At 67.7% G+C, this 20,967-nt stretch carries 19 protein-coding genes and 1 pseudogene; 16 read left to right on the top strand and 4 right to left on the bottom strand.

The genetic code is table 11. The features are described 5' to 3' along the window. Window positions 1–196: 196 nt before the first annotated feature. The 9 genes and pseudogenes from CAL26_RS06575 (at window position 197) to CAL26_RS06535 (ending at window position 11,409) form a co-directional block, all read left to right on the top strand. A complete protein-coding gene (locus tag CAL26_RS06575) occupies window positions 197–1,489 on the top strand; it encodes a CmpA/NrtA family ABC transporter substrate-binding protein (RefSeq protein WP_094846151.1) in 1,293 nt (430 codons plus the stop codon). 11 nt (window positions 1,490–1,500) lie between these two features. Then, on the top strand, window positions 1,501–2,325 hold the full coding sequence (gene ntrB / locus CAL26_RS06570) for a nitrate ABC transporter permease (protein WP_094846150.1): 825 nt from the start codon (window positions 1,501–1,503) through the stop codon (window positions 2,323–2,325). A gap of 4 nt (window positions 2,326–2,329) precedes the next feature. Next, a complete protein-coding gene (locus CAL26_RS06565) occupies window positions 2,330–3,229 on the top strand; it encodes an ABC transporter ATP-binding protein (protein ID WP_094846149.1) in 900 nt (299 codons plus the stop codon). 62 nt (window positions 3,230–3,291) lie between these two features. Continuing rightward, window positions 3,292–4,509: pseudogene (locus tag CAL26_RS06560) on the top strand (NAD(P)/FAD-dependent oxidoreductase); the annotation flags it as partial. 8 nt (window positions 4,510–4,517) lie between these two features. Then, window positions 4,518–7,277: a nitrate reductase gene (locus CAL26_RS06555; protein WP_094846147.1), complete on the top strand. Its 2,760-nt coding sequence runs from the start codon at window positions 4,518–4,520 to the stop codon at window positions 7,275–7,277. 2 nt (window positions 7,278–7,279) lie between these two features. Then, window positions 7,280–8,167, top strand: a complete 888-nt coding sequence (gene cobA / locus CAL26_RS06550; protein WP_094846146.1) for a uroporphyrinogen-III C-methyltransferase — start codon at window positions 7,280–7,282, stop codon at window positions 8,165–8,167. A gap of 219 nt (window positions 8,168–8,386) precedes the next feature. Next, window positions 8,387–8,836, top strand: coding sequence for an HU family DNA-binding protein (locus tag CAL26_RS06545; RefSeq protein WP_086063832.1), 450 nt, complete (start codon window positions 8,387–8,389; stop codon window positions 8,834–8,836). A 307-nt stretch (window positions 8,837–9,143) separates the two neighbouring features. Then, window positions 9,144–10,877 (top strand): nitrite/sulfite reductase, encoded by a 1,734-nt coding sequence (locus CAL26_RS06540; protein WP_094846145.1) that lies wholly within the window; start codon window positions 9,144–9,146, stop codon window positions 10,875–10,877. Next, the gene (locus CAL26_RS06535) at window positions 10,870–11,409 is read left to right on the top strand and encodes a DUF934 domain-containing protein (RefSeq protein ID WP_094846144.1); all 540 of its coding nucleotides are present in this window, start codon (window positions 10,870–10,872) and stop codon (window positions 11,407–11,409) included. The genes CAL26_RS06540 and CAL26_RS06535 overlap by 8 nt, the downstream gene beginning before the upstream one ends. A 39-nt stretch (window positions 11,410–11,448) precedes the next feature. On the opposite strand, the gene CAL26_RS06530 is transcribed toward CAL26_RS06535, so the two are convergent. Beyond that, window positions 11,449–11,688: a hypothetical protein gene (locus tag CAL26_RS06530; protein ID WP_094846143.1), complete on the bottom strand. Its 240-nt coding sequence runs from the start codon at window positions 11,686–11,688 to the stop codon at window positions 11,449–11,451. 41 nt (window positions 11,689–11,729) lie between these two features. Continuing rightward, complete coding sequence (locus CAL26_RS06525) at window positions 11,730–12,362, bottom strand: hypothetical protein (RefSeq protein ID WP_094846142.1); 633 nt, start codon at window positions 12,360–12,362, stop codon at window positions 11,730–11,732. A 366-nt stretch (window positions 12,363–12,728) separates the two neighbouring features. On the opposite strand from CAL26_RS06525, the gene CAL26_RS06520 reads away from it, so the two are divergent. The 5 genes from CAL26_RS06520 to CAL26_RS06500 all read left to right on the top strand — a co-directional run bounded on the left by CAL26_RS06520 (window position 12,729) and on the right by CAL26_RS06500 (window position 17,029). Further along, entirely contained in the window at window positions 12,729–13,301 is a 573-nt protein-coding gene (locus tag CAL26_RS06520) for a carboxymuconolactone decarboxylase family protein (RefSeq protein WP_094846141.1), read from the top strand. A gap of 22 nt (window positions 13,302–13,323) precedes the next feature. Beyond that, window positions 13,324–14,124: an SDR family NAD(P)-dependent oxidoreductase gene (locus tag CAL26_RS06515; RefSeq protein ID WP_094846140.1), complete on the top strand. Its 801-nt coding sequence runs from the start codon at window positions 13,324–13,326 to the stop codon at window positions 14,122–14,124. 26 nt (window positions 14,125–14,150) lie between these two features. Beyond that, window positions 14,151–15,029 (top strand): amidohydrolase family protein, encoded by an 879-nt coding sequence (locus CAL26_RS06510; protein WP_143277364.1) that lies wholly within the window; start codon window positions 14,151–14,153, stop codon window positions 15,027–15,029. A 25-nt stretch (window positions 15,030–15,054) separates the two neighbouring features. After that, window positions 15,055–16,008: an SMP-30/gluconolactonase/LRE family protein gene (locus tag CAL26_RS06505; RefSeq protein WP_094846138.1), complete on the top strand. Its 954-nt coding sequence runs from the start codon at window positions 15,055–15,057 to the stop codon at window positions 16,006–16,008. A gap of 103 nt (window positions 16,009–16,111) precedes the next feature. Beyond that, the gene (locus CAL26_RS06500; RefSeq protein ID WP_143277363.1) at window positions 16,112–17,029 is read left to right on the top strand and encodes an NAD(P)-dependent oxidoreductase; all 918 of its coding nucleotides are present in this window, start codon (window positions 16,112–16,114) and stop codon (window positions 17,027–17,029) included. 75 nt (window positions 17,030–17,104) lie between these two features. On the opposite strand, the gene CAL26_RS06495 is transcribed toward CAL26_RS06500, so the two are convergent. Further along, entirely contained in the window at window positions 17,105–18,151 is a 1,047-nt protein-coding gene (locus CAL26_RS06495; protein ID WP_094846136.1) for a CobW family GTP-binding protein, read from the bottom strand. Window positions 18,152–18,164: 13 nt separating this feature from the next. After that, window positions 18,165–19,418, bottom strand: a complete 1,254-nt coding sequence (locus CAL26_RS06490) for an LVIVD repeat-containing protein (protein ID WP_218831515.1) — start codon at window positions 19,416–19,418, stop codon at window positions 18,165–18,167. Between the two features lie 112 nt (window positions 19,419–19,530). Between CAL26_RS06490 and CAL26_RS06485 the strand changes: the two genes are divergently transcribed. Together CAL26_RS06485 and CAL26_RS06480 are read left to right on the top strand one after the other, a co-directional pair. After that, complete coding sequence (locus CAL26_RS06485; protein ID WP_094846135.1) at window positions 19,531–20,499, top strand: Bug family tripartite tricarboxylate transporter substrate binding protein; 969 nt, start codon at window positions 19,531–19,533, stop codon at window positions 20,497–20,499. A gap of 27 nt (window positions 20,500–20,526) precedes the next feature. After that, window positions 20,527–20,967, top strand: a complete 441-nt coding sequence (locus CAL26_RS06480; protein WP_094846134.1) for a GlcG/HbpS family heme-binding protein — start codon at window positions 20,527–20,529, stop codon at window positions 20,965–20,967.

The raw sequence follows: 20,967 nt of genomic DNA, 5'->3' as shown, positions 1-20,967 counted from the left end.
TTGATCGCACAGGCGGAAATCTCTGCGCGGCGCTGATTGAAGGCAAATTGGCATAGCGATTGCTTTTAACGAAGCGACGGCCAACGGCGGCCGTCATATGCCGCCAACGCGGCGACCGGAACAACGACGTTCCGCGCACCCAGGGAGAGCCCTGGGCGCGCGGAACGTTTTTTTTTGCCCTCGAAGGACACTCCGAATGAAGCTAAAGACCTCTCCGCAGCCTCCGACCTTCGCGGCGCCGCCCGCCAATTTCCAGCGCCGGCGCCTGATGGGTTGGGCCACCCGCACCCTGGCGGGCGCCAGCATCCTCGGCGTGGTCGATCCCCGCGTGCGGGCCGGCGCCTGGGCCGCGGGCACGGATGCGCCGGAGAAGACCGAAGTCAAGATCGGCTTCATCCCGCTGACGGATTGTGCGTCCGTCGTCATGGCGTCGGTGCTGGGCCTGGATCAAAAGCACGGCGTGAAATTCGTGCTGTCCAAGGAAGCCTCCTGGGCCGGCGTGCGCGACAAGCTGATCAACGGTGAACTGGACGTCGCGCACGTCCTGTACGGGCTGGTGTACGGCGTACACCTGGGCATAGGCGGGCCCAGGAAAGAGATGGCGGTGCTGATGGGGCTCAACCAGAACGGCCAGGCCATCTCGCTGTCGCAGCAGCTGAAGGACGCCGGCGTGACCGACGGCGCATCGCTGGCGCGCATCATGGCGGAAAAGAAGCGCGAATACACCTTCGCGCAGACCTTTCCCACCGGCACGCACGCCATGTGGCTGTACTACTGGATGGCCGCCAACGGCATCAATCCCATGCGCGACGCCAAGGTCATCACCGTGCCGCCGCCCCAGATGGTGGCCAATATGCGCATCGGCAACATGGACGGGTTTTGCGTGGGCGAACCCTGGAACGCGCGCGCCATCCTGGACAAGGTCGGCTTCACGGCCGTCACGACGCAGGAGATCTGGCAGGACCATCCGGAAAAAGTGCTGGGAGGCTCCGCTGAGTTCGTCTCCCGCTATCCCAACACCGCGCGCGCGGTGACCGCCGCCGTCCTGGAGGCTGGCAAGTGGATCGACGCCTCCCCCGAAAACCGCCGCAAGACGGCGGAAACGATCGCCGCCAAATCCTATGTGAACACCGACGCGGCGGTGATCGTCGACCGCATGCTGGGCCGCTATGACAACGGCCTGGGCAAGACCTGGGACGACAAGCACGCGATGCGTTTTTATGGCGACGGCGCCGTCAACTTCCCCTACCTGAGCGACGGCATGTGGTTCCTGACCCAGCACAAGCGCTGGGGCCTGTTGAAGGACCATCCCGATTACCTGGCCGTCGCCCGGCAGATCAACCGCATCGACGTCTACAAGCAGGCCGCCACGGCCGCGGGGGTCTCGCTGCCCGCGCAGGAGATGCGGTCTTCCACGCTGATCGACGGGATCGTGTGGGACGGCAGCAACCCGGCCGCGTATGCGGACGCCTTCAAGATCAAGACCTGAGGACGAACGCCATGGATCGATCGCTTCCCCTGACCGACACCCGCCCCGCCTGGCCGTGGCGCGATCATGTCGAGAGTGTCCTGCGAGCCGTCGTCGGACCCGTCGCCGGCTTCGCCATCTTCGTGCTGGTGTGGCAGACCATCGCCCTGCTGGTGCCGGCCATTCCGACGCCGGCCAAGACCTGGGAAGCGGCCGTCGTATTGTTCGCCCATCCTTTCTACGACAACGGTCCCAACGATCGCGGCATCGGCTGGAACGTGCTGGCGTCGCTGCTGCGCGTGGCCGGCGGCTTCGGGCTGGCGGCGCTGGTGGGCATCCCGCTGGGCTTCGCCATCGGCCGCTTCAAAGCCTTGAACGCCCTGGCCTCGCCCATCATCAGCCTGCTGCGTCCGGTGTCCCCGCTGGCCTGGCTGCCGCTGGGGCTGCTGCTGTTCAAGGCGGCCAATCCGGCGGCCATCTGGACCATCTTCATCTGTTCCATCTGGCCGATGATCCTCAACACCGCGGCCGGCGTGCAGCGCGTGCCGCAGGATTACCTGAACGTCGCGCGGGTGCTGGACCTGTCGGAATGGAAAATCCTGACGCGCGTGCTGCTGCCGGCCGCCCTGCCGCACGTATTGACGGGCGTACGCCTGTCCATCGGCACGGCCTGGCTGGTCATCGTCGCGGCCGAGATGCTGACCGGGGGCACCGGCATCGGCTTCTGGCTGTGGGATGAATGGAACAACCTCAAGGTCGAGCACATCGTCATCGCAATTTTCGTGATCGGCATCGTCGGCCTGACGCTGGACGTGTTGCTGATGCAGCTGGCCCGGCGCTACACCTACGAGGAATAAGGCCATGGAAAAATTCGTACGGGTCGAAAACGTCGGCCAGGTCTTCGATACGCGCAAAGGCCCGTTCATCGCCTTGCGCGACATCAACCTGACGGTCGCACAGGGCGAGTTCATCACGCTGATCGGCCACTCCGGCTGCGGCAAGTCGACGCTGCTGAACCTGGTGGCCGGCCTGACCCGTCCCACCGCCGGCGTGCTCTTGTGCGCGGAAAAAGAGATCGCCGGCCCCGGTCCGGACCGCGCCGTCGTGTTCCAGAACCACTCCCTGCTGCCATGGCTGAGCTGTTTCCAGAACGTCCACCTGGCGGTGGAAAGAGTCTTCGGCCGCCAGGAAAGCAAGGCGCGGCTGGCCGAACGCACGCATGCCGCGCTCGAACTGGTCGGGCTGGCGCACGCCCAGGGCAAGCTGCCGCGTGAAATTTCCGGCGGCATGAAGCAGCGCGTGGGCATTGCTCGCGCCCTGGCCATCGAGCCCAAGGTGCTGCTGATGGACGAGCCCTTCGGCGCGCTGGATGCGTTGACCCGCGCCCATCTCCAGGACGAACTGCTGAAGATCGTCGCCAAGACGCGCACCACGACCATCATGGTGACGCACGACGTCGACGAAGCCGTGCTGCTTTCCGACCGGGTGGTCATGCTGACCAACGGACCGGCGGCCACCATCGGCCAGATCCAGGAAGTCGCGCTGCCGCGCCCGCGTGACCGCGTCGCGCTGGCGGAAGACCCCCGCTACCTGGCCTGCCGCGCGGCGGTGGTGGACTTCCTGCATCGCCGCTACGGGCATCCCGCGGAATCGCGCCCGCATGCCACCGGCACGGCCGCGCAGGCCGCCATGCCCGCGATACCCGCCATGGCGGCCGCGGCGTCCCCGCTCGAATCGGCACAGGCGCGCAGCGCCGCCTGATGCCGGCGACTACAGCGGCGACTACAGCGGCGACTACAGCGACGACTACAGGAGACGGCGGCATGAGCAGGCAGAAGCTGGTGGTGGTGGGCAACGGCATGGCCGGCATCCGCACCCTGGAGGAATTGCTCGCGCTGGACGCCGGGCTGTACGACATCACCGTATTCGGCGCCGAGCCGCATCCGAACTACAACCGCATCATGCTGTCGCCGGTGCTGACCGGCGAACAGACCTTGCGCGATATCGTCCTGAACGATGAACAATGGTATGCGCGGCACGGCATACGGCTGCTGCTGAACCGCACGGTCACACGCATCGATCGCGTGCGCCGGCAGGTGCATGCCGACGACGGCACCGTCGCGCCCTATGACAAGCTGCTGCTGGCCACGGGCTCCACGCCGGTCGTGCTGCCCGTGCCGGGCCGCGACCTGCAAGGGGTACTGACCTTTCGCGACATCCAGGACGTCAACCGCATGATCGAAGCGGCCGCCCGGCACCGGCGCGCGGTGGTCATCGGCGGCGGCCTGCTGGGCCTGGAAGCCGCCAACGGACTCGCCACGCGCGGGATGGATGTTTCCGTCGTGCACCTGGGCGCGACGCTGCTGGACCGCCAGCTGGACACGCATGCGGCCCGGCTGCTGCGCGACAGCCTGGAAGCGCGCGGCCTGAGTTTTCTCATGGGGCGCCAGACCGCCGCGATCCTGGGCGACGCGACCGGTCGCGTGCGCGGCCTGCGCTTCGCGGACGGCCACGAGATCGACACCGACCTCGTCGTCATGGCGGTGGGCATCCGGCCGCACACCGCGCTGGCCGCACAGGCCGGCCTGCACGTCGATCGCGGCATCGTCGTCAGCGACACCATGCAGACCTACGACCCGCGCATCTACGCGGTGGGCGAATGCGTCAGCCATCGCGGCATCGCGTACGGGCTGGTCGCGCCGCTGTTCGAGCAGGCCCGCGTCGCGGCCAACCACCTGGCCCTGCACGGTACCGGCCGCTACGCGGGCAGCATCACTTCGACCAAATTGAAGGTGACCGGCATCGACGTTTTCTCCGCCGGGGACTTCATCGGCGGGGCCGGCACGCAGGCCATCACGCTGTCGGATGCCCAGGGCGGCGTCTACAAGAAGCTGGTCGTCAAGGACGACAAGCTGGTGGGCGCCTGCCTGTACGGCGACACCGCGGACGGCGGCTGGTACCTGCGCCTGATCCGCGAGGCCACCCCGCTGGCGGGACTGCGCGACCGCCTGATGCATGGCGAGACCGGGGCGGCGGAGACACCCTGAAGATGGACGCTCACACGCTGCATGATTCCACCGCCCGCCGCGCCGCCGCGGACGGCGTGCGCACCGTCTCGTCCGTCTGCTGCTATTGCGGGACCGGTTGCGGGGTGCGGGTCGACGCGCTGGGCGACCGCGTGATCGCCATCCATGGCGATGAGACCCATCCGTCCAATCGCGGCCGCCTGTGCAGCAAGGGCCTGCAGCTGGCGGACACGGTCCGCGGCGATGCCGCGCGGATCCTGAAGGCGCAACGGCGGCCCGGCAAAAACGCGGCCAGGGTGGACGTTCCGCTGGACCAGGCTTTGGATATCGCGGCCGGGCGGCTGGCCGACATCATCCGCCGCGACGGGCCGGATGCGATCGGCTTCTACCTGTCGGGCCAGTTGCTGACCGAGGACTACAGCGTCTTCAACAAGCTGGCGCGGGCCCTGGCCGGCACCAACAACGTGGACACGAATTCGCGGCTGTGCATGTCCAGCGCCGTGGCCGGCTACAAGCAGACGCTGGGAGCCGATGCCCCGCCCGCCTGCTACGACGACCTGGAGCTGGCCGACACCGTGTTCATCGCCGGCGCCAACGTGGCGTACGCGCACCCCGTTCTGTTTCGCCGCCTGGAAGCGGCGCGCCAGGCGCGTCCGCACATGCGGGTGATCGTGGCCGATCCGCGCCGCACCGACACCGCCGCCGCCGCCGATCTGCACCTGCCCATCCTGCCGGGCACGGATGTCGCCCTGTTCCATGCCATGCTGCGCGTCATGACGGCCGAATCGCTGATCGACCGCGGCTATATCGAGCGGCACACGGAAGGCTATGCGGCCCTGGAACGCCGGATCGCCGACTTCACGCCGGAGGCGGCGCAGGACATCTGCGGCGTGCCGGCCGCCGACATCGTGCAGGCCGCCCGCTGGTTCGCGCGGTCACCCGCGACGCTGTCGCTGTACACCATGGGCCTGAACCAATCCAGCAGCGGCACGGCCAAGAATGCCGCCCTGATCCATCTGCATCTGGCCACCGGCCAGATCGGCAAGCCCGGCGCCGGTCCGTTTTCGCTGACCGGCCAGCCCAACGCCATGGGCGGCCGCGAGGCCGGCGGCATGGCGACGCTGCTGCCCGGCCATCGCGACCCCGGCAACGCCGCCGATCGCGCGGAAGTCGCGGCGCTGTGGGGCGTGGACAGCCTGCCCGCGACGCCCGGCCTGCCCGCCGTGGAGATGTTCGACGCCGTGCTGGAAGGCCGCGTGAAGGCCTTGTGGATCGTCGCGACCAACCCCGCGCAATCGATGCCGGACCAGGCACGCGTGCGCGCGGCGCTGGAGAAAGCCGAGTTCGTCATCGTGCAGGATGCCTATGCCGGCACCGAAACGCTGGCCTATGCCGATCTGGTGCTGCCCGCCGCCACCTGGCCGGAGAAGGACGGCACGACGACCAACTCCGAACGGCGCATCAGCCGCGTGCGCGCCGCGATCGCGCCGCCCGGCGACGCCCGGCCCGATTGGCGCCTGGCCGCGGACGTCGCCACGCGCCTGGCCCGCCGCATCGCACCCGGCAAGGCGCGGCTTTTCTCCTATGCCGGCGAAAGCGAGGTGTTCGCGGAACATGCGCGCACGACCGCGGGCAGGGACCTGGACTACAGCGCCCTGGACTACGCGGTACTGGAGCGCGACGGCCCGCAGCAATGGCCCTACCCGCCCGACCAGCCCGATCGGCCCGGCGGCGATGCCGCGGCGCGCGCACGGCTCTACGTCGACGGACGTTTCGCCACGCCCAACGGCCGCGCCCGCTTTCTCGATGTGCCCCATACCCCCGTCGCCGAACCCGTCTCGCCGGATTTCCCGCTGCGGCTGACCACCGGCCGCTTGCGCGACCACTGGCACACGATGGCGCGCACCGCGCTGTCGCCGGCCCTGACGCGGCATGTGGAGGAACCCTGGCTGTCCATGCATCCGGCCGATATGGCCGCCGCCGGACTCGCGGAAGGCGCCCTGGCGCATATCGCCTCCCGACGCGGACAGCTGCACATGCCCGTACGCGCCGACGACGGCTTGCAGCCCGGCCAGGCCTTCATGCCCATGCATTGGGGCAGCGCCTTCATTGCCGGCGACGGCGTGAACGCCCTGAGCAATCCCGCGCGCGACCCCGTGTCCAGGCAGCCCGAACTGAAACATAGCGCCATCGCCGTGCGGCCCGCGGACCTTGCCTGGCAGGCGGCGGGATGGATAGGCGGCGATGCGGCGGCGCTGCGCCGGGACCTGGCGCCGTGGCTGCGGCGCTTCCCCTATGCCGCGATACTGCCGACCGCGCTGGGCGGTGGCGGCGTCCGCATCGTGCTGGCCGCGGCGCACGCACCGGATATCGACGTGCTGGACGCCCTGTGCGCGGCCCTGGCGCTGGAGCAGCCGCACGCCTGCTATGACGACCCGCATCGCGGCATCGTGCGGCGTATTGCCTTGCGCGACGGCAGGCCGGCAGCCTTCCTGCTGGCCGGCGACACGCGCATCGTCGACACCGTATCGGCATGGGCGGACGGCGGCGCGGCGCCCGCCAGCGCGGCGCAATTGCTGATGGGACGCACGGCCCCGGTCGCGCGGGCGCGCACGGTCTGCGTCTGCCATGGGGTCACGGATCGCGCCATCCATGCCGGCATCGCCGCCGGACTCGATGCCGATGGCCTGCGCCGCACCTTGCGCTGCGGGACGGGCTGCGGCTCCTGCGGCCCGGAAGTCGCCCGCATGGTGGCGCGGGCGCACGTCGCTTTGGGAGCCTGACGATGAACGACCTCGGCGGCACGCCGCGCCTGACTGGCCGACCCGATTCCAAACCCGCTGCCCCACTTGATGGCGGACGCCACGGCGAATGCGGCAGCGAATCCGAAGGCGGATGCCACGGCAAATCCAACGGCAAATCCAGCGGCAAGGTCTGGCTGGTCGGCGCGGGCCCCGGCGACCCCGACCTGCTGACCGTCAAGGCCGCGCGCATCCTGCGGCAGGCCGACGTCTGGCTGGTCGACGATCTGGTCGGCCCCGGCATCCGCGCGCTCGCCGCCCCTGGCGCGCGTATCGTCAACGTCGGCAAGCGTGGCGGCTGCCGCTCGACGCCACAGGATTTCATCCTGCGCCTGATGGCGCGCCACGCCCGCCAAGGCAGGACGGTGGCGCGCGTCAAGGGCGGCGATCCCTTTATCTTCGGCCGCGGCGGCGAGGAAATGCAGTGGCTGGCGGCGCGCGGCATCGCGGCCGAAGCGGTGGGCGGCATCACCGCGGGACTCGCGGTGGGCGCCGCGCTGGGCTTGCCGTTGACCCACCGCGGCATCAGCCGCGGCGTCGCGCTGGTGACCGCGCACACCATGGACGACAGCCGTCCCGACTGGCGCGCGCTGGCCGCCAGCGGCCTGACGCTGGTCTGCTACATGGGCATGCGCGACGCCGGCACGCTGGCGCAGGAGTTGCGCGAAGCCGGTTTCGCGGCGGATATGCCGGTCGCCGTGGCGCAACGCGTTTCATGTCCGGAGCAACGCCATCTCGTCACACGGCTGGATCGCATGGCGGCCGACATCGCTGAAGCCGGCATGGCCAGCCCCGCCGTGATCGTCATCGGCCAGGCCGTCGCGCTGATCGAATCCGCTCCACGCCATGCCTCGCTGACCCTGGCGGCCTGAGATTTCAACGGGCCCGGCACGCGCGACCTCCACAAAACCCCCTTTTTTCAGGGCTCCGAAGGCGCATAACCGTTGTTGTAGCGCCTCTACAGGGCTTTTTCGCGCGCAATACACGCCAAATCGTGTACATAACGCCTACGCATAACGTATCATCGCGTTCAGCCGTCGCCAGGCGTACGGCTTGAGCCTTGCTATTTCAACCCAACCATTCTTTCGACCATGGCCACTAAAGCTAAAGCTCCTGCAAAGAAAGCCTCCACGACTGCTGCCAAGAAAGCCCCGGCCAAAAAAGCCGTGGCCAAGAAGGCCGCTGTGACCAAGTCCGCTCCGGCCAAAAAGGCCGCCGCGCCCGTAGCCGCGCTGAAGAGCGCGCTGAACAAAAGCCAACTGGTCGCCCACGTGGTCGAACAGAGCGGCGTCGAAGCCAAATCGGTCAAGGCCGTGCTGGCCAGCCTGGAAGGCGCTGTCCTGGCTTCCGTGAACAAGAAGGGCTCCGGCGAATTCACGATGCCCGGCCTGTTCAAGGTCACCGTGCAAAAGGTCCCCGCCAAGCCCAAGCGTTTCGGCAAGGATCCGTTCTCCGGTGAAGAGCGCTGGTTCGCCGCCAAGCCCGCTTCGGTCAAGGTGAAGGTCCGCCCGCTGAAGAAGCTGAAAGACGCCGCGCAGTAATTCCGCGCCAGTTCTGAAGTCGGCGGCCCAGGCCGCGGTCACTTCGGAAGCCAGCTTTAAAAGCATGCATTAAAAGTAGCGTGCTTTCGAAGCGGTGCGTCGCATGCGAAAACCCGCCGCAAGGCGGGTTTTTCTTTGGCCACGCATAAAGGGCCGCGACAGCCTCTTAATGAGCGGATTTTCTAAGCAAATAACCTCAGGTCAATAGCGGGGACAGGTACCCTGCTTCCGGGCTACGATGGCGTTTTCCGGCCATTTCCCCAGGCCGCCGCACCCATGCTTGGCGTGCGTACCGAGGCGCACAGACATGTACGTGTATGACCCCATAGACCAGCAACTGGTCGAAGAGCGCGTCGCGCAGTTCCGCGACCAGACGCAACGCTTCCTGGCCGGCCAGCTGTCGGAGGACGACTTCCGCACGCTGCGGCTGCAGAATGGCCTGTATATCCAGCGCCATGCGCCCATGCTGCGCGTCGCGATCCCCTACGGCATGCTGACCTCCCGCCAGCTGCGCATGCTGGGCCACATCGCCCGCACCTACGATCGCGGCTATGGGCATTTCAGCACGCGGCAGAACATGCAGTTCAACTGGCCCAAGCTGGAAGACGTGCCCGACATCCTGGCCGAACTGGCCACGGTGCAGATGCATGCCATCCAGACCAGCGGCAACTGCATCCGCAACACCACCACCGATCATTTCGCCGGCGTCGCGCCGGATGAAGTGACCAACCCGCTGGTGTGGTGCGAGATCATCCGCCAATGGTCGATGCTGCACCCGGAATTCGCCTTCCTGCCGCGCAAATTCAAGATCGCCGTCAGCGGCGCGCATGAAGACCGCGCGGCCGTGGGCGTGCACGATATCGGCCTGCAGGCGTTGCAGCAGGACGGCGTGGTCGGCTTCCGCGTCTGGGTGGGCGGCGGCATGGGTCGCACCCCCATCGTCGGCAAGCAGATCAGCCCCTTCGTCGCCTGGTACGACCTGCTGACCTACCTGCAGGCCGTCCTGCGCGTCTACAACCTGCATGGCCGGCGCGACAACAAGTACAAGGCGCGCATCAAGATCCTGGTCAAGGACCTGACGCCCGAAGTCTTCGCCCAGCAGGTCGAGCAGGAATGGGCCTATCTGAAGGACGGTCCCAACAAGCTGAAGCAAGCCGACCTGGACAGGATCGCCGACCGCTTCACCTGGCCGGCCTACGACGCCGCGGCCGCGCAGGATCACGATCCCACCGACACGCTGGCGGCCGCGGACCCGGCCTTCGGCCGCTGGCTGCGCAAGAACGTGCGCTCGCATCGTGTCGCCGGCTATGCGTCGGTGACGCTGTCGCTCAAGCCCACCGGCACGCCGCCCGGCGACGTGACCGCCGACCAGATGGACGCCATCGCGGCGCTGGCCGACGATTATTCGTTCGGTGAAATGCGCGTTTCGCACGAACAGAACCTGATCCTGGCCGACGTGCGCCGCAGCCGCCTGTACGAGCTGTGGAACGCGCTCAAGCCGCTGAAGCTGGCCACGCCCAACATCGGGCTGCTGACCAACATCATCGCCTGTCCGGGGGGCGACTTCTGCGCCCTGGCCAACGCGGTGTCCATCCCCGTGGCCGACGCCATCCAGCGCCGCTTCGACGACCTGGACTACCTGTTCGAAATCGGCGAACTCGATCTGAACATCTCGGGCTGCATCAACGCCTGCGGGCACCACCACGTGGGGCACATCGGCATCCTGGGCGTCGACAAGGCCGGCGAGGAGTGGTACCAGGTGACGATAGGCGGGCGCCAGAACGGCGCCGGCGACAACCTGAATGACGTCGATCCGCTGCGCGCCGGCGGCGCCGCCATCGGCCGCATCATCGGCCCCTCGTTCGCCCGCGATGAAGTACCCGGCGTGGTCGAAACCCTGATCCACACCTACCTGCGCCTGCGCGACAGCGAAGAAGAACGCTTCGTCGACGTGGTCGGCCGCGTGGGCATCGATCCCTTCAAGGCCGATGTCTACGGCGCCGCCAAGAGCCAGACGACCGGAGAGGCCACCCATGCCTGACCAGACCTCCCCCGACAACCTGATCCGCAGTGGCCGCCTGCAGGCGGATACCTCGCAACGGTACGAGCCCGGCGAGACGGACGACGCCACCTCCACCCCGCCGGACGAACCGGATTGGATCGTGCCGCTTTCCACCTGGGTGAAGGCACGGGACACGCTGCGCGCGCGCCGCCACCCGGTCGCCATCCTGCTGGAACCGGACGCCGAACCGGCGGATCTGCTGGAAGACGGCGCACGCACCCTGGACCCGACCGGCATCGCCTATATCGCGGTGAACTTCCCGCTGTACACGGACGGCCGCGGTTATTCCATCGCCCAGATCCTGCGCACCCATCACGGCTGGCAAGGCGAACTCCGCGCCGTGGGCGACGTGCTGATCGATACGATCCACTACCAGGCGCGCTGCGGCTTCGACAGCTTCGTGGTCAAGCCGGGGCATGATCCCGTCAAGGCGCTGCACGCGCTGAAGACCTTCAGCCACCACTATCAGCACGGCTACGCGAAGCCGCCCGAACCGGTCGAGCCCGCCTGAGTAAGTGAGTGCGGCATCAGCGCCGGCCGGGCACCGGCGCTACTTGCCGAAATTGGCGTCTATCCACTTATGCGCCCAGGCCTCCGTCTGCTCGCGCGCATCATCGGGCGTCATGTAGCTACCCACCGGCGGAAACTGGTAGCGGCCGCGATCCGCGTCGCCGGCCTTGCCGGCGCGATCGCCGTCGCCCGCCCGCCGCAGTTCGAACGCGGCCTCGTACTGGCCAGCCGCATCCGGCACGACCGTCATCTCGATCTCGAAGTTCTGGTATTTCGCCATGGCCTGTCCTCTCCCATGTTCAGCCGGCGCCCTGCCGGGCATTAACGCGGATTGACCTGTCCGCCAGGAGGCACGGCAGGGGCCGCCCCGCGCAGCATATGTTCGGGTTCGCGCTCCGGCGGTTTCAGCGGATCGAAGTCCACCCATCGGCCTTCCTGCCAGCGGCCCTGCGCGCGCTCCACGTCCACGCCGCCGGCATCCCGCAAGAGCTTGCAGGCCTCGGCTTCGCGCGAGATATCGGTGTGCAATGCCAGCAGCACGCCCGCATGCCGGTTTTCCGGGTGATCGGCGGGCGCGCCGCGGTTGCGTGAAACACCGGGCTTGCGGCGCCCGGACACCCACATCGCGCCCATCAGGGAGCCGATGTACGCGCCCACCGCCGCCACCGCCAGCACACCCAGCGGCGCAAGTTGGAACGCGCCGCCGATCAGGCCCCCAACGACCGCGCCGACCAGCGCCAGTCCGGCGCCGCCCAGGAGCAGGCCATAGGATGTGCCTTCCATATCGGGATCGACGTCCCGATCCCCGCCTATCGGATAACGGGCATGCGAACCCGCCATATTCACGTAAAAAATATGCACGTCGTCTTCGGCGAAGCCCTGGGCGAACAATGCTCTTGCGGCGCCCTGGGCCTGTTCGAAGGTGGTGAACCGTGCGGCCACGATAAGTGCCATGACAGTCTCCCTGGATACCTGTGATAGTTAGCCACGCGCCATCCCGCAGCGATGGGCACTTCGCGGACGTCGCAAGCGTCATGCCGTCGTAAGGTGGCGCCCTGCAGAGCAGGCGGCGCCGGTTTCAAACCGGGCTGCTTCGCGCGACAGCTTTGTACGACCGTTTCGCCCGACCGCTCCGCGCGGCCGCTTCATGCTGATCCACGGCGATGTATGCTGGCAGGCGGACACGGCACGGATGGCGGGTGATTCCATTTGGGAATCAATGCCTTCCGAAAAATATATTGGACCGCACGGGCCCCGCCGCCCAGAATTCCAGCCCGATAACGTCGCCCGGCGACGGCAAGACAACGAACGGAGACCCGCATGGCACGCATACAACCGCTGCAACCCGGCCAGATGAATGCCGAGCAACAGCGCATCCACGATCTGATCGCCAGCGGCCCGCGCGGCCGCGTGCGCGGCCCGCTGGCCGTCTGGCTGCACCGCCCCGCGCTGGCCGAGCCCGCGCAGGCGCTGGGCCGCTACTGCCGCTACGAGACCAGCCTGACGCCCCGCCTTTCCGAATGGGCCATCCTGATCCTGGCCCGGCACTGGCGCTCCGAATTCGAATGGTGGGCCCACAAGCAGATGGGCCTGAAGGCCGGCCTGGCAGAGACCATGATCGACGCGCTGCGCGACGACCAGCCCATTCCCTACGTCCATGACGACGAAAGACTGGTGCACGAATTCCTGACCGCGCTGCATGAAAAGCGCCATATTCCCGACGCCCTCTATGAAAAGGCCACCATGGTGCTGGGCGAAGCCGGCATCATCGACCTGGTCGGCATCGCGGGCTATTACTCGCTGGTGTCCATGACCTTGAACGTGTTCGAGATCATGCCGCCGGAAGGCGAGCCCATCGAAATGGGCTCGCACAAGAACCCTGCTGACAAATAAGCTGACCATCGGGAGACTCGGCATGACGGGAAGACTGCAAGACAAGGTGGCGATCGTGGTCGGCGCGGGATGCGTCGGTCCGGGCTGGGGTAACGGCCGCGCGGTCGCGGTGCGCTTCGCGCAGGAAGGCGCGCGCATCTTCGCGGTGGACAAGAACGCGGACGCCATGACCGAAACGCTGGACCTGATCCGCGCCGACGGCGGCGACGTCACCGCGTGGACCTGCGACGTCACCAGGGACGACGAAGTCGCGGCGATGGTGGACGCCTGCCGCAAACAATACGGCCGGGTCGACATCCTGGTGAACAATGTCGGCGGCTCGGCCAAGGGCGGCCCCGTCACGCTGTCGGAAGAGACCTGGGACGCGCAGATCGCCTTCAACCTGAAGAGCGTGTTCCTGACCTGCAAGCACGTGCTGCCCGTCATGGAAGCGCAGGGCGGCGGCGCCATCGTCAACACGGCGTCCACGTCGGGCATACGCTGGACGGGCTCCGCCCAGGTCGGCTACGCGTCCGCCAAGGCCGGGGTGATCCAGTTTTCCAAAGTCGTCGCGGTGGAGTACGCCAAGAAGAACATCCGCGTGAACACCGTCATTCCGGGGCAGATGCATACGCCCATGGTGGAAGTGCGCCTGGCGGGGCAGCGCGCCGGCGGCAACGTCGATGCCCTGCTTCAGCAGCGCCAGTCGCGCATTCCCCTGAACTTCATGGGCGATGGACGCGACACCGCCAATGCGGCGCTGTTCCTGGCTTCCGACGAAGCCCGCTTCGTCACCGGCACCGAAATCGTGGTCGACGGTGGCATGAGCGTGCGCTGCGATTGACCCTGACGGACGAAAAGCGACTGGCCATGGCAGAACCAATCAGCACACCGGATACCCAGGCGGGCGCGGCGGCCCGCGCAAAGGGCGCCGCCAGCGGCGACGATATCTGGGACACGCACTTCCATGTCTTCGGCCCGTGGGACCGGTATCCCCTGCCGCCGAATCCTTCCTACCGCCCGGAGGAAGCGCCCTTCGACGCGACGCGCGCCCTGCATGCCCGGATGGGCGTGACGCGCGGCGTCATCGTCCACGGGGCGAACTACGGCGGCGACCACTCGGCGCTGCTGGGCGCGCTGGCGGCCAGCCAGGGCGCCTACCGGGGCATCGTCATCATCGACCCCGATGTGCCGGAGACCACGCTGCGCGACATGCATGGTGCGGGCGTGCGCGGCATCCGCTTCAACGTGCTGGCGCATCTGGGCGGCGGCGCGGCGAACATCGACGCCGGGCGCATGCGCGCCGCCATCGCACGCGTGGCCGGTTATGGCTGGCATGTGCTGGTCCACGCCGGCCCGGAAGACACCATCGCCGTACTGGAAGCGCTGGACGGTTGCGGCGTGCCCGTGGTCGTCGACCATATGGCGCGGCTGCCCGCGGACGGCGGCCTGCGTAGCGAGGCCGGGCAGGCGCTGCTGCGCTGGCTGGAATCGCCGCAGGTGTGGGTGAAGGTTTCCGGCGCGGACCGCGTCACTCAAGGCCAGCCGGAACTGGCCATCGAACAGATGCGCGCGCTGATCGCGGCCGCGCCGGACCGCGTGCTGTGGGGCACCGACTTTCCCCATGTGAACATCAAGTACGCGCAGCCGGACGATGCCGCGCTGCTGGACCTGGCGCGTCGCGCCTGCGGCGACGCCGCCACCGCGCGCGCGCTGCTGACCGACAACCCGGCACGCCTGTACGCCTGACACCTCCAGCTGGAGCATCATCGCCATGTGGGAACCCACGCAACGCTATCCCGACCCCGCCGTGCGCAGCCTGACGCCGGCATTCCACGCGCTGCACCTGCCGCTGGCGGCGGTGGAGCGTATCGCCACCGGCAGCCGCTGGGCCGAAGGCCCGGTGTGGTTCGGCGACGGCCGCTACCTGCTCTGGAGCGATATTCCGAACGACCGCATCATGCGCTGGGACGAAGCCACCGGCCAGGTCGGCGTGTTTCGCGGCCCGTCCAACAACGCGAACGGCAACACCCGCGATCGCCAGGGCCGGCTGATTACCTGCGAACACGGCGGCCGGCGCGTCACCCGCACGGAATACGACGGCAGGATCACCGTCCTGGCCGACTCGTACGCCGGCAAGCGCCTGAATTCGCCCAACGACGTCGTGGTCAAGTCGGATGGCTCCATCTGGTTCACCGACCCGCCCTTCGGCATCGTCGGCTATTACCAGGGCGAAAAGGCGGAGCAGGAGCTGCCGGCCAACGTCTACCGGCTGGATCCGGACAGCGGGCGGCTGGACGTCGTGGCGGATGACGTCAACGGTCCCAACGGCCTGGCGTTTTCTCCCGACGAGACCAAGCTGTACGTGATCGAATCCCGCGCCCGGCCCCGCACCATCCGCGTATTCGACGTCGCGTCCGGCGCCGGCGGGGCCGGCCAGGCATGGCTGTCGAACAGCCGCGTCCTGGTGGACGCCGGGCCCGGCACGCCGGACGGCTTCCGGGTCGATATCCACGGCAACCTGTGGTGCGGCTGGGGCATGGGCACGCCCGAACTGGACGGCGTGCGCGTGTTCACGCCGGAAGGCGAGCCCATCGGCCACATCGACCTGCCGGAGCGCTGCGCCAACCTGTGCTTCGGCGGCAAACACCGGAATCGCCTGTTCATGGCGTCCTGCACCTCCATCTATTCGCTGTACGTGAATACGCAAGGCGTTCCGGGCGGTTGATCCGCCGCCGTGGGCATCCCCGCCGGCGCTATACTTGGCAAGTTATCGATAGATCAACTGGCAGGTCGTCGGTCAGGCAGCCCGCCACGCACAAGGACACGCCGTGAACGCATCTTCCGCATCCCTCTCAGCATCGTCCGGCCGCCCCGCCACCGTGGGGGTGCTGGGCATCGGCATCATGGGGTCGGCGATCGCCGCGAACCTGGTCAAGGCGGGGTTCACGGTCGTCGGCTACGACCCGCTGCCCGCGGCCCGCGCCGCGCTCGAATCCGCCGGCGGCCAGGCCGTGTCGACGCCCGAAGATGCCATCCGCGGCGCCCGGCGCCTGATACTCTGCCTGCCCAGCGAAGCCGCGCTGTGCGGGGTCTCGCGGCAGATCGCCGCGGCCGGTCAGGACGGACTGATCGTCGCGGAGACCAGCACCCTGCCCATACCCGCCAAGCAGCAGGCGGCGGATCTGCTGTCCGCCCGCGGCATTACCTTGCTGGATTGTCCGCTCTCGGGCACCGGGGCGCAGGCGGTCACGCGCGACCTGGCCGTGTATGCCAGCGGCGACGTGGCGGCGATCGAGGCGATGAAGGACGTGTTCGACGGCTTTGCGCGCGTCACCTACCCCATCGGCGCCTTCGGCAACGGCATGCGCATGAAGCTGATGGCGAACCTGCTGGTCGCCATCCACAATATTTCCGCGGCCGAGGCCCTGCTGATGGGGCAGCGCATGGGCATCGACATGGACCTGGCGGTCCAGGTGCTGGCCGATGGCGCGGGCGGCTCGCGCATGCTGCAGGTGCGCGGACCGGCGATGGCGGCCGGCACGTGGGACGAAGCCACCATGAAAGTCTCGATCTGGCAGAAGGACATGAAGCTGATCGCGGCGGCGCTGGCGGACGCCAATGTGCCCGCCCCGCTCTTCAGCGCCTGCATCCCCGTGTACAACGCCGCCATGGGCATGGGGCATGGCGAGTCGGATACGGCGGCGGTGTACGACGTGCTGGAAAAGATGTCCGCGCTCAAACGGTAGCGATGCGTGACACCGCCCGGTGCCGCGCGCCGCTCGGCGCGGCATCGACGCGGCGCCCGGTCGCCCTCCAGGCCCTCAGGACCGTATCGCCCCGACCGCCTCGAACAGCCCGCGTATCGCCGCGGCCTGGATGTTCCGCGTGATGAAGACCAGCCGGGAGCCCTGGTCGTCCGTCGGCCAGGCGTCCAGCGTCACGGGCGGATGCATGATGTGCTGCACCGCCTGCACCACCACCGGCTTGCCTTCCACGTTGACGATGCCCTTGACCCGCAACAGGTCCACGCCGCGCATGCCGATCAGCATGTCCATCGCCGCGGCGAACACGTCCCAGGTGAAAGGCGCGTCGAAACGCAGGGCCAGGGTCTCGATGCCGGCATGCCGGGACGGCACGCGCTCGCCCAGATAACCGCCCTGCTCGCCCGTGGCGCCCGCTTCGTCGAAGGCGGTGCCCAGGAAGCGCAAGGCGCCTTCGCGCGACCGCGCGCTGGTCAGGCCCAGCCCGGTCAATTCGGCTGGCTCGATCTGGCCCATGCTCGTGTGGCGGATGGCCGCATTGCCGTTGATGTCGCGCAGGGCCGCGGTCAGGGCCTGCACGCCGGCGGGCTGCGCCAGGTCTTCCTTGGTGATCACCAGCAGGTCGGCCACCGCCGCCTGCTTGACGGCTTCCGGCTGCGTGCGCAGCTGATCCGGGCCGTTGACCGCGTCGACCAGCGTCACCACGCCGTCCAGGCGATACTGCGCGCCCAGCATCGTATCGCTGGCCAATGTCTGGATGACGGGCGCCGGATCGGCCAGCCCCGTCGTTTCGATCACCACGCGATCGAAATCGGCGATCTGCCCGGCGCGGCGCTGCCCGAACAATTCGCGCAGCGTTTCCTGCAGGTCGGTACGCACGGTGCAGCACAGGCAGCCGTTCGCCAGCAGGCTGACGTTTTCCGAGGACATCACGACCAGGTCGTTGTCGATGCCGATCTCGCCGACCTCGTTGATCACGACCGCCACGCGGTTCATGTCCGGGTGCGTCAGCAGGCGGCGGATCAGCGTGGTCTTGCCGCTGCCGAGAAACCCGGTGATGAGCGTGACGGGCAGCTTGCCCGCCAGCGGATCGCGTTGATAAGCCATGCGCAACCGCCCGTCAGATCGTCAGCTCCAGGATGTACAAACCACCGGCGAAACGGTCGATGGTGTACACGATGCGCCGGTCGTCCACGTAGACGTCGTTGAGCTGGATCGCGCCGGCCGGCGACAGCTTGGGCGCGCCCGGCACGAAGTAGGCGACCTCTTCCACATGGTAGGGATCCGTGGTGTCGTAGACCCGCACGCCGCCATTGAAGAAGGTGCCGACGATCAGGGTGTCCGACTGGAAGGAAACGGGCAGCGGCAGGTTTTCATGCAGGTTGTGCGCGCCGAAGCGGCCGCCGCGCTTGGCGAAGGCTTCCACGGGCGGCATCGGGAAGGTGCCGATGGGCAGCGGGTGGCGTTCCGATTTGGCGTTCACCACCCACACCAGCTTGGGCCAGTCGGCGCCGTCGTCCTGCACGCACTCGTCGCTGACGATCCAGAGGTCGCGCTCGAACAAGGGCAGCACGGTATGCGTGAAACCGTTGTTGGGCGGCGAGTGGTTCCAGCTCGACACGACCTTGATATTGGACTTGTCGGAAATATCCAGCACGAAGGCGCCGCCATCGATGTACCCGACATAGGCACGGTCGGGACGTTGGGGGAACACATTGGTGTTGTGCGCGCGGAAACCCGTATCGAATTTTTCCGGCAGGCGCTGCGGACGCGGTTCGGTGTCGCCCACGCGCGTGCCCGGGTACCACCAGCGGCCGGCTTCGACCGGCTTGGCGGGATCGCTGACGTCGACGATGCGGTAGATCTGGTCGTCCTTGGGATCGTGCGGCTGGAAGTCCGGCGCGCCCGAGGCCATGTGCACGGTCTTGCCGTCGACGAACCACAGCGCGTGCACGCCGCGCGAGTACGGACCCGAGCAATCGAAATGCGAGATCAGCCTGGGCTGTTCGGGGACGCTGATGTCGAACAGGTCGAAGCCCGCGGGTTTCATGCCGGGCGATTGGACCTGATAGGCCACCGCCATCAGGTTGCCGCACACATCCAGCGAATTGGAGCGCACCTTCATGTGCGGCAGGTCGGTCTGCACCACCATCTTCGGCTGCCGGGGATCGGTCACGTCCACCGCGGTGAAATTCTTGGGCGCCGACTCGTGCGCCATCCACAGGATGCGGCGACCGTCGTCGGTCTGCTGCATGGCGATCCCTTCGCCCAGTCCGCCAAAGCCTTCCAGCTCGTGCTGAGCCAACAGTTTCATGTTGTGGGCCAGGGTCTGGTCGGCACGGCCGGCCTGGCTGGGACTGCTGAAATTTGCCATGAATATTCCCGCTGCGAGATTTAGCGATTGCTTTCTAATTTATCGATCGATAGTATAGCCGCAAAGGCCCCGCACAGAACGGCGCCGCATACATACCACCAGGAGACAACGAATGTACCGCCGAATCTCGACCCGCGTGGTCGCGGCAGTGCTGTTCGCCCTTTGGGCGAGCGCCGCCGCGGCAGCCTTCCCCGATCGTCCCGTGCATCTCGTTGTCACTTTCCCGCCAGGAGGCGCATCCGACCTGATGGCGCGCATCCTGGGCCAGCAGCTGGCGGATGTCTGGAAACAGCCGGTGATCGTCGACAACAAGCCGGGCGCCGCCGGGTCGCTGGGCACGGAGTACGCGGCCCGCCAACCCGCCGACGGCTATACCTTCATGATGGGAAACATGGGACCCACGCTGGTCAATCCCTTATTGAGCAAGCTGCCCTACGACATGGGGCGCGACTTCATCCCCGTATCGCTGGTGGCCACCGGCCCGGTGGTGCTGGTGGTCAATCCGAAGTCGCCGTTCAAGACGCTGCACGACGTCATCCAGGCCGCCAAGGCAAAGCCGGGCGGACTGAATTTCGGCTCGGGCGGCTCCGGCACCCTGGCGCACCTGAGCGGCGAAATGCTGGACGAAGCGGCCGGCATCAAGATGCAGCACGTGCCCTACAAGGGCGGCGTGGCGGCGGTCAACGACCTGATGGGCGGCCAGATCGACATGATCTTCGCCGACACGCAGGCGGTCATGCAGTACATCAAGGCCGGCAAGCTGCGGCCGCTGGCGATCACCAGCGCGCAGCGTTCGGCGCAGCTGCCCGACGTACCGACGGTGGCCGAAAGCGGCCTGCCCGGCATGGTGGCGCTGAATTCCTGGGGCGTCTACCTGCCGGCGAACACGCCGCCCGCGGTCGTCGCGGAATACCAGCGCGCCCTCGGCAAGGCCATGACGGATCCCAAGCTGGTCAAGCTCTACTATGACCTGGGCGTGGATGCCATGCATACCAGCCCCGCGGAACTGGTACGCTTCAACCGCGCCGAGACCGACAAGTACGCGAAAATCATCAAGGACAAGGGCATACGCGTGGATTGACGCATGCCGGCAATCGGAGATCGCAGAATGAGCAATGTGCTGCTGGAACAGGCCGACCGCATCGCGGACGAAGCGCTCAGGCAAGGCCGCGAACGGGGCTTCGCGCCCTTGACGGTGGCCATCATGGATGCCGGCGGGCACCTGGTGGTGCTGAAACGCGCCGACCATTCGGGAATCATGCGGCCCCAGCTGGCCATGGCCAAGGCCTGGGGCGTGCTGGGCATGGGCCTGGGCGGCCGCGAACTGGCCCGGCGGTCCCAGGGCGCGCCGGTGTTCTTCGCCGCGCTGAACGCGATTTCCGAAGGCCGCCTGGCGCCCGTGGCGGGCGGCGCGCTGATCCGCGACGCGGCGGGCCATGTGGTCGGCTCCATCGGCATTTCGGGGGATACCTCCGACAATGACGAACTCTGCCTGATCCCCGCGGTGCAGTCCGCCGGCCTCACGCCTGACACGGGAGATCCGCTGTAA

The organism is Bordetella genomosp. 9, assembly GCF_002261425.1.
In the GTDB taxonomy this organism is placed as follows: domain Bacteria; phylum Pseudomonadota; class Gammaproteobacteria; order Burkholderiales; family Burkholderiaceae_B; genus Bordetella_C.
This window is presented reverse-complemented; position numbering and strand designations above follow the sequence as displayed.